Annotated in this window: 16 protein-coding genes; 8 read left to right on the top strand and 8 right to left on the bottom strand. The window is 54.9% G+C overall.

The features are described from left to right. Window positions 1–90 precede the first annotated feature (90 nt). Both greA and AAC060_RS15375 read left to right on the top strand, forming a co-directional pair. Window positions 91–564, top strand: a complete 474-nt coding sequence (greA, locus tag AAC060_RS15380; RefSeq protein WP_339827867.1) for a transcription elongation factor GreA — start codon at window positions 91–93, stop codon at window positions 562–564. A gap of 11 nt (window positions 565–575) precedes the next feature. After that, window positions 576–1,211, top strand: a complete 636-nt coding sequence (locus AAC060_RS15375) for a rhomboid family intramembrane serine protease (protein WP_339827865.1) — start codon at window positions 576–578, stop codon at window positions 1,209–1,211. Window positions 1,212–1,220: 9 nt separating this feature from the next. Here the strand turns inward: AAC060_RS15375 and AAC060_RS15370 are convergent, their stop codons facing one another. The 5 genes from AAC060_RS15370 to AAC060_RS15350 are packed head-to-tail and all read right to left on the bottom strand — an operon-like array spanning window position 1,221 to window position 3,086. Continuing rightward, on the bottom strand, window positions 1,221–1,457 hold the full coding sequence (locus AAC060_RS15370) for a DUF4170 domain-containing protein (protein ID WP_339827863.1): 237 nt from the start codon (window positions 1,455–1,457) through the stop codon (window positions 1,221–1,223). Further along, window positions 1,454–1,993 carry a hypothetical protein gene (locus AAC060_RS15365; protein ID WP_339827861.1) on the bottom strand — a complete coding sequence of 180 codons (540 nt, stop codon included), beginning with the start codon at window positions 1,991–1,993 and terminating at the stop codon, window positions 1,454–1,456. Before AAC060_RS15365 ends, AAC060_RS15370 begins: the two co-directional genes overlap by 4 nt. A gap of 3 nt (window positions 1,994–1,996) precedes the next feature. Beyond that, window positions 1,997–2,311 (bottom strand): hypothetical protein, encoded by a 315-nt coding sequence (locus AAC060_RS15360; RefSeq protein WP_339827859.1) that lies wholly within the window; start codon window positions 2,309–2,311, stop codon window positions 1,997–1,999. Between the two features lie 8 nt (window positions 2,312–2,319). Beyond that, window positions 2,320–2,730 carry a phage holin family protein gene (locus AAC060_RS15355; RefSeq protein WP_339827857.1) on the bottom strand — a complete coding sequence of 137 codons (411 nt, stop codon included), beginning with the start codon at window positions 2,728–2,730 and terminating at the stop codon, window positions 2,320–2,322. A 35-nt stretch (window positions 2,731–2,765) separates the two neighbouring features. Continuing rightward, window positions 2,766–3,086: a hypothetical protein gene (locus AAC060_RS15350; RefSeq protein ID WP_339827855.1), complete on the bottom strand. Its 321-nt coding sequence runs from the start codon at window positions 3,084–3,086 to the stop codon at window positions 2,766–2,768. Here AAC060_RS15350 and AAC060_RS15345 point away from each other — a divergent pair. The 5 genes from AAC060_RS15345 to AAC060_RS15325 all read left to right on the top strand — a co-directional run bounded on the left by AAC060_RS15345 (window position 3,073) and on the right by AAC060_RS15325 (window position 7,768). Continuing rightward, entirely contained in the window at window positions 3,073–3,486 is a 414-nt protein-coding gene (locus AAC060_RS15345) for a hypothetical protein (protein ID WP_339827853.1), read from the top strand. The genes AAC060_RS15350 and AAC060_RS15345 overlap by 14 nt on opposite strands. Then, on the top strand, window positions 3,483–4,757 hold the full coding sequence (gene eno / locus AAC060_RS15340; RefSeq protein ID WP_339827851.1) for a phosphopyruvate hydratase: 1,275 nt from the start codon (window positions 3,483–3,485) through the stop codon (window positions 4,755–4,757). The genes AAC060_RS15345 and eno overlap by 4 nt, the downstream gene beginning before the upstream one ends. 101 nt (window positions 4,758–4,858) lie before the next feature. Further along, a complete protein-coding gene (locus AAC060_RS15335; protein ID WP_339827849.1) occupies window positions 4,859–5,170 on the top strand; it encodes a septum formation initiator family protein in 312 nt (103 codons plus the stop codon). A 118-nt stretch (window positions 5,171–5,288) separates the two neighbouring features. Next, window positions 5,289–6,386: a pyruvate dehydrogenase (acetyl-transferring) E1 component subunit alpha gene (pdhA, locus tag AAC060_RS15330; protein WP_339827847.1), complete on the top strand. Its 1,098-nt coding sequence runs from the start codon at window positions 5,289–5,291 to the stop codon at window positions 6,384–6,386. Continuing rightward, window positions 6,386–7,768, top strand: a complete 1,383-nt coding sequence (locus AAC060_RS15325; protein WP_339827845.1) for a pyruvate dehydrogenase complex E1 component subunit beta — start codon at window positions 6,386–6,388, stop codon at window positions 7,766–7,768. The genes pdhA and AAC060_RS15325 overlap by 1 nt, the downstream gene beginning before the upstream one ends. A 22-nt stretch (window positions 7,769–7,790) precedes the next feature. On the opposite strand, the gene AAC060_RS15320 is transcribed toward AAC060_RS15325, so the two are convergent. From AAC060_RS15320 to AAC060_RS15310, 3 genes are read right to left on the bottom strand one after another with little or no spacing between them, the layout of a single operon-like run. Further along, window positions 7,791–8,495 carry a hypothetical protein gene (locus AAC060_RS15320; RefSeq protein WP_339827843.1) on the bottom strand — a complete coding sequence of 235 codons (705 nt, stop codon included), beginning with the start codon at window positions 8,493–8,495 and terminating at the stop codon, window positions 7,791–7,793. Then, window positions 8,486–9,094, bottom strand: a complete 609-nt coding sequence (locus tag AAC060_RS15315; protein WP_339827841.1) for a TadE family protein — start codon at window positions 9,092–9,094, stop codon at window positions 8,486–8,488. The genes AAC060_RS15320 and AAC060_RS15315 overlap by 10 nt, the downstream gene beginning before the upstream one ends. After that, the gene (locus AAC060_RS15310) at window positions 9,094–11,109 is read right to left on the bottom strand and encodes a pilus assembly protein TadG-related protein (protein WP_339827839.1); all 2,016 of its coding nucleotides are present in this window, start codon (window positions 11,107–11,109) and stop codon (window positions 9,094–9,096) included. The genes AAC060_RS15315 and AAC060_RS15310 overlap by 1 nt, the downstream gene beginning before the upstream one ends. A 199-nt stretch (window positions 11,110–11,308) precedes the next feature. Between AAC060_RS15310 and AAC060_RS15305 the strand changes: the two genes are divergently transcribed. Further along, a complete protein-coding gene (locus tag AAC060_RS15305; RefSeq protein ID WP_339827837.1) occupies window positions 11,309–11,980 on the top strand; it encodes a hypothetical protein in 672 nt (223 codons plus the stop codon). Window positions 11,981–11,986 lie beyond the last annotated feature (6 nt).

Raw genomic sequence — 11,986 nt, 5'->3', positions numbered from 1 at the left:
GGGCGTTCCTTCCAAGCGGGGCGCCGGAAAACTGTTTTAGACGCTGCACGGCAGAAATCGGCAGCGTATCAGTAAGGAAAGGCCAATCTAATGGCTGTTGAAAAAGTACCAATGCTCGCCGAAGGCCATGTTAAAATGGAGGCCGAACTCAAGGCGTTGAAATTGGAGCGTCCCATCATCGTCGACGCGATCGAAACCGCGCGTGCCCACGGCGATCTGTCGGAAAATGCCGAATATCACGCGGCCAAGGAACGCCAGGGCCAGGTCGAAGCGACGATTGGCGATCTCGAGGACAAGCTGTCCCGCGCCCAGGTCATCGATCCGAAAACCCTGTCCGGTGACAAGGCTGTGTTCGGCGCGACGCTGACCCTGCGTGATGAAAATGACAAAGCCGTGAAATACCAACTGGTCGGACAGGCGGAAGCCGATGCCAAGGCTGGCAAGATCAGCTATAATTCACCGATTGGCCGGGCCCTGATCGGTCGCAGCGTCGGCGACGATATCGAAGTAACGGTGCCGTCTGGCGACAAATATTTCCTGCTCGAAAAGATCGAGTTCATCTAAACCCGATGAATATGCCCGCCGGAAAACTTACCAACGGCCTGATCATCGCCAATGTGTTGATCTACCTGGTGATCTGGATCTTTGGCTGGCAGCAGGATGCGTTGCTGCGCGGCGGGATGTTCCCGATCCGGTTGAGCGGAGAGCTTATTGATGTGTCTGCTTATGGCTGGCTGGTGCCGGCCTGGCTGACGCCTCTGTCATCCGCCTTTCTGCACAGCGGACTGCTGCACCTCGGCTTCAACATGCTGATGCTGCTATTCTGCGGCCGCTTTGTCGAGCAGGCGCTGGGGCCGAAGCTGATGGCAATCCTCTATGTGGTCGGTGCTTATGCGGCGGCCTTTGCGCAATATGCGGTCGAGAGCGATTCGATGGTCCCGATGATCGGCGCAAGCGGTGCTATTTCGGCGGTATTGGGCGCTTATGCGCTGCTGTTCGCGCGCAACAAGGTCAATCCGGTTGGCCCGATTCCCGGCTATGTTGTTCGCATCGTCTGGCTGACGCTGGCGTGGATCGGCATCCAGCTGATGGTCGGACTGGCGACCAGCGGCAACCTTCAGGGCATCGCTATTTTTGCGCATATCGGCGGATTTGTTGCCGGTCTGGTTTTGACCAGACCCTTGCTCGAATGGCGTTTTCGCAGCGCCTGATCTTCGAGTCTAGACTTCGAGCGGAATGTCCGGTTCGAGCAGCTTGTGCAGATGAACGACAACATATTTCATTTCGGCATCGTCAACCGTCATCTGGGCCTTTGAACGCCAAGCGTCCTCTGCTGCCTCATAGTCGGGATAGACCCCGACCAGATCCATCTTGTCGAGATTGACAAATTCGACGCCGCGCGGATCCTTGACCCGTCCGCCCATGACCAGATGAATTTTGCTGCGTTCTTCGTTCATTTTTTGCCCTGATTTTCTTCTTTCACCGCATCCTGTGCTGCGGCCATCGCGGTCTTAGCAGCCTCGATGGCTTTGCCAAACAGATCTTTAAACTGCGCGCGCATATTGTCGTTGCTCAGTCCCATTTCACTGATCTGGTCGCGGCTTGCTTCTTTCGCTGCCTGATAGGCGGTCTTCGCGGTTTCGTTGATCCGGCGTCCGGCGCCACCGACATATTTGCCTTCGGCTTTGCTTTTCGGCAGCAGCGCGCCGATCAATATGCCCAAGGCGGCACCACCGGCGACGATCGCCAACGGGCTGTTGGTCAATGTCTCTTCCGATTTTGCCACCGCCTTTTTCGCCGCGTCTCTGGTTGCTGCAACGCTTGCTTCCGCTTTTTCGCGTCCTTCGCCGAGCAGAGCTGCTGCCCGTGCCTTGCTTTCGGACATTTTCTCGCGCGCGACGATCGAGCTTTCGGCAGCAATTTCCTTTGCCGTTTCAAGCCGTTCCCGGGATGCTGCGCGGGCTTTGTCGATATTGTCGGTCAGTTTGTTCATAGTCTATTCCTCGGTTTGATCCGGCGCGGATTTCTTCTGGTTGGCAATCAGTCTGGCAATCGGTCTGCGCATCGCGATCAGGGTCGCGGTTGCGGCAACGGTGGCAGTAATGCCAGGGTGTGCCCGGACTCCGCTGATCGCGCTTTCGCCTGCCTCGCGGACGCGCGTCGCGGCTTTGCTTTTGGCTTCTGCCATCAGGTTGGCCGGTTTCAACCGCTCTTTCGCCGCCGCTGTATCCTGCTTCAGATTGGCTCGCGCCTGATCCCGTTCCATCGACAGATTACGCAGGCTGAATATTTCGTCGTTGTTTTTTGCCATCAATATTCTCACGAATCATTTTCATCAAGCGGGAGTTTCTTGGCCCGTTTTATCGCCATGCCGATCGTGACACTAGCGATTAGCAGTGCCGCGCCGGTCACTATGCCGGTTGCCGCCACAGGACCGAAATGCTGCGAAAGGACCAGCAAAAGCCCCAGAATAAGAGCAATGATCGCCATGATGCCGACCACCAGTCCGATGCCGAACAGCAGCAAGACCCGCTTGGTCGCCGCCAGATTGACCGACAATTTGGTGCGATAATATTCGACTTCGGCATGGGCCAATATCCGAACATCTTCGACCAGACCGCTCAGCTGTGACGCCAGAGATCCGGCTTCCGCTTCGTCGCCGAGGGCAGACGCATTCTCTTCGGGAGGTCGCTCGTCATCCAAAACTGGGATATCCTTGTTCTGCAGCATCCGTCACCCGTCGATATGGTAGCGCAACGCTACACTCATGCGTCGCGATCATCCATCCCTGATTTGATCAGACGGGATACAAGGAAACCGACCACAGCGGCTGCACCGATGGCGACGGCCGGGCTTTTCCGAACGAAACCGCGGGCGTCCTCGACCATATCGTCGATTTCCTTGCCGTTCAGTTTCTCGGCAAACGAGGAAACGGCGTCCGCAGCAGAGCGGGCATAGTCGCCATATTTTTCGCCGACATTGCTGTCGAGCGTCTTAGCGCTATCCTCGATCATCTTGCTCAGATTCTCGATTGCGTTACCGGTGCGTTCCTTGCCTTGCGTGGCTGCCGATTTGGCTTTTGTCATCGCGCGTTCCTTGAAATCGCTCGTCGTGTCCGTTTTTGAAGCGGCAGCTTTAGTGGCTCCGGCTTTCAGTGGAGCAGCTTTCTGCGCCTTTGCTGTGCGCTTTTCCGATGTATCTTTTTTCGGAGCTGTTTTTCCGGCTGTGGTCTTCTTTGCGGCGGGCTTCTTTGCCGTCGTCTTCTTGACTTCTACCATGATGAATATTCCTTCCTCGATTGTCCCTTATCAACACCCCGCAAACCGAAAGCGTTCCATTTGCGGTTCCCTTACTATCGAAATGGTATCATTTGCTTATGAATCAAGGGGCAAAGCGACGATAAAAGGGTGCAATGGATTGCCAGAAGCCAGCCATCGCGATAAGGTGGCGGTCATTATTTTCCTTCAATCGGAGCTCTATCAATGACCGCAATAATCGACCTTCATGCCCGCCAGATTCTGGATAGCCGCGGCAACCCTACGGTAGAGGTCGATATCCTGCTTGAAGACGGCAGTTTCGGCCGTGCGGCGGTTCCTTCGGGCGCTTCCACCGGCGCTTATGAAGCGGTTGAATTGCGCGATGGCGACAAGAGCAAATATCTCGGCAAGGGCGTTCTCAAGGCGATTGAAGCGGTCAATGGCGAGATCAAGGATGCGCTGACCGACTTTGATGCCGAAGACCAGGAAGAGCTGGACGCGGTGATGATCGCTCTTGATGGTACGCCGAATAAAGCGCGACTGGGCGCAAACGCGATATTGGGCGTCAGCCTGGCCGCAGCAAAAGCTGCGGCAGATGCGCGCGGCCTGCCGCTCTACCGCTATGTCGGAGGGGTTTCGGCCCATGTCCTGCCAGTGCCGATGATGAATATCATCAACGGCGGCGAACATGCCGACAATCCGATCGATTTTCAGGAATTCATGGTCATGCCGGTGGGTGCCGACAGTCTTTCCGAAGCGGTGCGCTGGGGTTCCGAAATCTTTCACACATTGAAAAAAGGCCTGTCGGAAAAAGGACTGGCTACCGCTGTCGGTGACGAAGGTGGTTTTGCACCGAATCTCGGATCGACCCGCGAAGCGCTCGATTTCATCATGGCGTCGGTCGAAAAGGCCGGGTTCAAGATCGGCGACGAAGTGGTGCTTGCTCTGGATTGCGCCGCGACCGAATTTTTCCGGGATGGAAAATATCATATCTCAGGCGAGGGCAAGGTGCTCAGCCCGGCGGAAATGTCCGACTATCTCGCCGCGCTTTGCAAGGACTATCCGATCAAGTCGATCGAAGACGGCATGTCGGAAGATGATTTTGAAGGCTGGAAGCTGATCACCGACGCGGTGGGCGATACTGTGCAACTGGTTGGAGACGATCTGTTTGTGACCAACCCCGAGCGTCTGTCGATGGGTATCAAAGATGGCCTCGCCAATTCGCTGCTGGTCAAGGTCAACCAGATCGGGACCTTGTCGGAAACATTGGCGGCGGTTCGGATGGCGCAAAATGCGTCCTATACGGCGGTCATGTCGCATCGGTCCGGCGAAACCGAAGACAGCACGATTGCCGATCTTGCGGTCGCGACCAATTGCGGTCAGATCAAAACCGGTAGCCTGGCGCGGTCGGACCGGCTCGCCAAATATAATCAATTGATCCGGATCGAGGAAGAACTGGGAAGCGTCGCACGTTACGCGGGGCGTTCCATTTTCGGTTAAACCCGGTTTCCTCGTTTTTATGAGGCGGCTGGGCGTTGTTTGTCCGAATTTAATATTAACCCTCTTGCCAGCGAATCACTTTTCTGATTCAAGACTGTTCTATGGCGCAACGCGAAAAAATTACGGATCTGATCAGAGCGGCCCTCGGGCCGGGTTTTGCGTTGATGACTCTGCTCGCCATCGCCGGCTATGCGGTGCTCGGGCCGACCGGCGTTCTGGCCTGGGGCGAGTATCAGGCAAAGCTGGAAACGCGCGGAACCGAACTGGCAAAGCTGCAAGCCGAGCGGGCTGCTCTGGACAACCGGGTGCGGTTGCTCGATCCCCGTGGGGCTGATCCTGATCTGATCGGCGAGTTGCTGCGCAAGAAGGTGAATGTTGTCCATCCCGACGAGATAATCGTGCCATTGAAATAGCGCTCAGCTGTTTCGATCCGTGATCTCATTTATTTAATCGGTCACTGAGTCTAAGTACTTGGGTAACGCAAAAGTTTTGGCTATGCTGATCGTTCGTCAAAAAAAGGATCCCGCTCGCGTGGCAAAATCTCCCCGGAAAACCACTCCCGTCAAGAAACCTGCGGCGCCCAAGCGTGCGCCAGCGAAAGCCCCGGCAAAAGCTAAAGCAACCGTCCATTCGACGGGCGGGCTGACGGCACCCATTTATAGCGCAACCAAAGCAGAAATGCTGGAGTTTTATGAGCAAATGCTGCTCATCCGGCGCTTCGAGGAAAAAGCGGGGCAGCTTTACGGTCTCGGCCTGATCGGCGGTTTCTGCCATCTGTACATCGGTCAGGAAGCGGTCGTGACCGGCCTGCAATCGGCAATCAGCCCGGGCAAGGATAGCGTCATTACCGGCTATCGCGATCACGGTCATATGCTGGCCTGTGGAATCGACCCGAAGATTGTGATGGCCGAGCTTACCGGTCGTGCTTCCGGCATTTCGAAGGGCAAGGGCGGCTCGATGCACATGTTCTCGGTCGATCATGGCTTTTACGGTGGCCATGGTATCGTCGGGGCGCAGGTCTCGCTCGGCACCGGTCTGGCATTTGCCCATAAATATAAAGAGGATGGCGGCGTTTGTCTGGCCTATTTCGGCGACGGGGCTTCGAACCAGGGACAGGTCTACGAAAGCTTCAACATGGCGGAGCTCTGGCAGTTACCGGTAATCTTCGTGATCGAGAATAACCAATATGCAATGGGCACGAGCGTCAACCGCTCCTCGGCTGAAGACCAGCTATACAGGCGCGGCGAAAGCTTTCGTATCCCGGGCGTGCAAGTGGACGGCATGGATGTTCTGGCGGTTCGCGGTGCGGTGGAAGAAGTCCTGAAGGACGTGCGCAGCGGCGGCGGCCCCGTATTGATGGAACTTAAAACCTATCGCTATCGCGGCCATTCGATGTCCGATCCGGCAAAATATCGCAGCCGTGACGAAGTACAGGATGTGCGCGAGAAATCCGATCCGATCGAGCGTCTGAAAGCGGCCTTGCTCAAACAAGGTGTGAAGGAAGAAGAACTGAAGGCTCTGGATAAAAAGGTCCGCAAAATCGTGGTAGATGCAGCTGATTTTGCCGAAGCATCACCCGAACCGGAACTGTCCGAACTCTATACCAACGTGCTGGTGGAGCAATATTGATGGCGATCCAACTGAAAATGCCCGCCCTTTCTCCGACGATGGAAGAAGGCACATTGGCCAAATGGTTCGTCAAGGAAGGCGACGAAGTCAGCTCGGGCGATATTCTCGCCGAGATTGAAACCGACAAGGCGACGATGGAATTTGAAGCGATTGATGAAGGCGTGATCACGAAGATATTGGTCGCAGCCGGAACCGACGAAGTTGCAGTCGGAACGGTCATTGCTGAAATGGCAGGCGAAGACGAAGAGGCCAGTCCTGCGGCTGAAGCGGGACCGGCCAGCGCTTCGAAGGATGAAGCCAAGGCCGAACCGGAAAAGGAAGCGGCGCCCGATATCACGGAAGTCGCACCGCCGGCTCCGGTATCGCGGGCCGATGATCCATCCGTGCCCGAGGGAACCGAACTGGTCTCGATCACGGTTCGGGAAGCGTTGCGTGACGCGATGGCAGAGGAAATGCGCAAGGACGACACGATCTTTGTGATGGGCGAGGAAGTCGCCGAATATCAGGGCGCCTACAAGGTTACCCAGGGACTGCTCGAAGAATTTGGTCCGAAGCGGGTGATCGACACGCCGATTACCGAACATGGTTTTGCCGGCATCGGTGCCGGTGCGGCAATGGGCGGATTGAAGCCGGTGGTCGAATTCATGACCTTCAATTTTGCGATGCAGGCGATCGACCAGATCATCAACTCGGCAGCCAAGACCAATTATATGTCCGGCGGCCAGATGCGTTGCCCGATTGTCTTCCGCGGTCCCAATGGTGCGGCGTCCAGAGTGGGCGCGCAGCATAGCCAGAATTATGCGCCATGGTATGCGGCCGTTCCCGGCCTGGTCGTGATCGCGCCATATGATGCGGCAGATGCCAAGGGTCTTTTGAAAGCGGCGATCCAGTCACCCGATCCGGTCGTGTTTCTGGAAAACGAGCTGCTTTACGGACGGTCTTTCGAAATACCGCAGATCGACGATTATACGCTCCCGATCGGCAAGGCGCGGATCATGCGCGAAGGCAGCGATGTTACCATCGTCAGCTATTCCATCGGTGTCGGTATGGCGCTCGAAGCTGCGGATACGCTGGCCGGTGAGGGGATTGAAGCCGAGGTTATCGACTTGCGGACATTACGCCCGCTGGATACCGAAACGGTGCTGAAAAGCCTCTCCAAAACAAACCGCATGGTTGTTGCCGAGGAAGGCTGGCCGGTCTGTTCGATTGCGAGCGAGATCATCGCCTTGTGCATGGAACACGGATTTGATGATCTGGACGCGCCGGTGACGCGGGTGACCAACGAAGATGTTCCGTTGCCTTATGCGGCTAATCTGGAGAAAGCGGCTTTGATCGACGTGCCCCGGATTATCGCGGCGGTACAGAAGGTCTGCTATAAATAGATTCTCGCTGGTCTAGCGGGATCTAGCTGATGCCATCATATGTATCGCAATCGGCGACTGGATCACTTCCGGTCTTGTCATAGATTTGCGTCAGATCACGACGGTCGCGCACATTGAAAGCGCTTCGCGTCGTTATCGTCCGTGTGCTCGTAAAGGTGCTCGAAATCAAAGGCTTGTAATCGTAAGCGACCTCGACAAAAATCACGGCGCCATCGGCAGGTGCTGTTACCCGGGCACTGGCTGGGCCCATGCCGTTGACGGGCCGGTCCGAAGCATATTCACCTTCGGTTCCATAGCTTGATACATGGGCCTTTTTGCCTTTGCATCGCTGCCAATGGATATACTGGTCGCCATCGCTATGTTTTTCCAGACTGCTCAGGATGATGCGACCATTTTCGAATATATCGACATAGCGACCGGCTTGAAGGTCCGCACCGATGAACAGATCGTTGATATCTGCTTCGTAAATTGTCTTTTGGGTCAACAGAGAGCCTTCACCGATGCGCGAAGCATTGTCGGCAGCATGCATCGAAACCTGGTTGACCCGCATTCTTACCATCGCAACATTTGCAATTTCGGCACCATACATTCCGACGCCCATTACCAACGGCAAAGCATAGGCAAATTCAATAAGTGCAAGACCGCTTGTATTGACCGCGAGTGCAGACAATATCCGTTTGACCGATGCAAAAGGTTTGAGCCCGCCGGGCTTTTGTCTCAGGTACAATTTTTTATCCCTCCGCGTGCGGATTGTTCACCAAATGGCTGGTTCCGGACAACCGTGCTGGCTTCGATAGATTCCTCTTGCGGCAGGCCAATCAGGCCAGCCATGGGAAATAATCGCGGATAGGTAACCCGGACGGTGTATAACACCGCGTCTTTCGCATTTCCTTGCCCGGTAACACCCCGGTCAGCATCCCAACTGTCATTGCCGTTGATGTCATCATAAGGTTCACCATTGTTGCAATCACCGTCATTATTGGTGTCGGTGAAATCTTCAGGCTGCGAGACATCCGAGAAATTGCTGTAATTTTGACGGGTAAAGTCAAAAGTCGAGATCGGCTCCGCCTGAACGACCGGCAACATCAGGTTCTTTACTCGAGCATCGATCGTGCTGGCATTGCCGGCACCATCGTCAAGGCTGGCATCGCGCGCCGCCTTTTGCACGGAACCCTGCAAAATCGCTGTGGCATAAATGCGGTGGCCGACATCCAATATGCCCATGATCATAAGGATGAGTACCGGCGCGACGAATGCGAATTCGACCAGCGTTGCACCGACTTCATCTCTTTTGAGCGTGCGAAATTTGTTGATGAATCCCCGCATCAGTTTGTCAATCTCAGTTGCGAGATGTCATTTGCGATGCTGCGGAAATTTTCCAGCAATTCGGCGCTGTTGCTGGCATTGTAGAATTTTCCGGAAGTCGCGCAATTCTGCAGGTTGGTAATTGCACTGGAGCTTACACCGTTACCGAATGACACGACCCACAACGTAATGTTCTCGTTTCTGATGGCCTTGCACATTGCAAGAAAACGGCTGTTGACCTGCGTTTCGAGGTCATTGTCTGACGGTGAACTACTCGAAGAAGTCCTGCGGCGATCATACCATTCCACACCATATGAGGTATATTGGGAACTGCTGGTCACGGTATCGCCATCCGTCATGAAGATCAGGTGGCGATCAATCGCGCCTCCGGTTGACGTCGTAGCATTTTCGGAAGCAAAAATTCCTGTCGGCGACAGTAAACGGGCTCCCCAGATCAATCCGATATCGTGATAGGTACTGCCGATCGCATCGAGATTATCGAGATAGTTATCAAAATCGTCGGGATTGTCCCACCGCCGCAATTTGCTCGCTTCGTTGGCGCAGGTATAGCTATAGTTTCGATTTAGAGTGCTAGATGTCGAAACCGTGCTGGTAGTACGATTGCTCGTATAGCCACTATATCTGGCCCACACGGCTTCATCGAGCAACGGACCCCATTGCGTGGCCGGGTCACCGATGGTCGGTACCCGATCGATATCAAGGTCATATGCGGCCGCAGGTATCGGATCGAAATTGCTGGTTCTTACGGTTTGCCGTTCTTCGATACAGCCGTCCCAACGCACACCTGTGTCCAGACCCTGGTTGCCCACGGGAAGATCGATGGAATTATTCCATGCTGAGCCACCTGCTTTCAGGCCGCTGACATTGAATGTAACCGGTTTATAGTCATAGTGGGAAAACACCTGCTGCTGCTCATATACCGGTGTGTTGACCTGCCGATATTCCCGCTGCTCGGTAATGCCCCGCGTCCGACGTTGAATGCGGCAGCGGTCCTGTCCATTGTTATAATTGGTGCTATAGTCATATCTGGTTCCCGATATATCGACATACCAGCGGGTGATCTGCTGGCCACCAGAGGTCCAGGTATATTCGTTATATTTAGGCCCTTCACTACCCGACATGTCATCATAATCATTGGGTTTAAGGCTATCGCATGCGCTGCTGTTTCTGACGTTGTAGTGTGTCTCGATAACCGATGTGCCGCTCCAATTGCCGTCCCAATAATAGTTACTCGAATAGAGATATGGCGTGCCTGGCGTATAATCGACGATCACATTTTCCAGCCTGGTGACGGCTTCTCGCGACTGGTAGGTCCAATTGTCGGCCAGAAAGTCATTGGGCAGAAGTTTTCCGACGTTCACATTTGTACTATAGGGAACGAAACCAAAGCGGAGATGCGCGGTATTTGCACTGCCCGCCGCAGGAGTCGATCCGCAGTCTTCGTCGCTGTTTCTCTTGGCCAGTGTTTCATAAAAACACTTAACCGCAGAGCGCAGTCCGCGGATACGAGCATTTGATGCTTCGTTGTTGCCGTTATTGCTACAATATGAGGATCCGGTGTCGGGGCAGTTCATTGAACCAGTCGTATCCAGAACGAACATGACGTCGGTATTCGGAATGCTCATCGAGGCATCGCATTCGACGCTGATGCTTTTGGTGCCGTAGCCGAACATCTGCATCACGGCCATATCCAGCTTTACCGTTGCAACGCCCGTGACGGTTCCGGCATTTTCGGTAAATGCAGATGTTCCTTCATAAGACCCATAAGCATCGGTGTCGAAATTTGCCTTGAACATATTATTGGCCGCTGTATTGGCCGCGTTGCTGTTCGCGATCCAGCTGCCACCGCCCATTTGACGGCGTCCTGCAAGGGCTCCGGCATCGCACGCCTGTTGCAAACGTGTCTGTACCAGATAAATGCGGCTGACATCAACGCCGCCACCGATCATGGCCGCCATCGGGAAAAGCGCCATCCCGGCCATAGCAAGAGTATTACCAGCGGTATTGCTACGCAATTCTTGCAAGAATGATCTCGCTGGTTTCGTCTTCCGGTCAAACATGCCCCTGGTCCCATGATCTGGGCGCGAATTCTTGCGCCGCTCAATTTCATTTCTTCGTATCTGATAGGGAGAAAAGGGTTAGCGGCGGCGCAATAGTCTTGGTTAAAGCGATCTTTACCTTGATTTCCCGCGGAAAACTCGCGACCGCAGCAACATGAATGACGCGCAGAACGAACTCGAACCGCTACAAAGATTGATCCTTGCCTATGCGAAATCCGGGGATCGTGACCGCTATGCGCTGTTATTTGCGCTGGACGCGCGATTCGCGGAGACTATCCGCTCCACTTCGGAAATATTGATAGGACAGATGCGGTTAACCTGGTGGCGGGATAATTTAACCAAGCCTGCAGGGGACAGGCCGACGGGCGAACCGTTGATCCAGCAGATCAATCTGATTGAAGCCAGAGGAGAAGGGCTGGCCCCGTTATTGGCTTTGCTTGATGGCTGGGAGGTGATGCTCGATGACTTCCCGTGGGATGACCGTCAGTTTGAAAGCTATGCCACCGCTCGTGGGCGTGGATTTTTTGAATTCGGTCTGCCGGACGGAATGGCATTGACCGAAGAGCAGGCCGGGCAGGCCGAGGCATGGGCGTTGTGGGACTTTGCCCGCCATTGTTCGGACGCGAATATGCGGGCTGCTGCTTTCGACCGCTGCGGACAAATATTGAAATCGCAGCAGCGCGTGGATTTTGACAGAAGCGGACGGCCGCTTTCAATCCTCTGCCAACTGATGTTGCGTGATGTTAGGAAGGGCCAACTGGCTCCCGATCTATATGATCCGGCCAGCGCCGCGCGCATCATCTGGCACGGGATTGCTGGTCGCTAGATCGAG

Source organism: uncultured Parasphingorhabdus sp. (assembly GCF_963975555.1).
Classification (GTDB): domain Bacteria; phylum Pseudomonadota; class Alphaproteobacteria; order Sphingomonadales; family Sphingomonadaceae; genus Parasphingorhabdus.
Note: the sequence above shows the minus strand (reverse complement) of the source record. Positions and strands in the feature narration are given on the sequence as shown.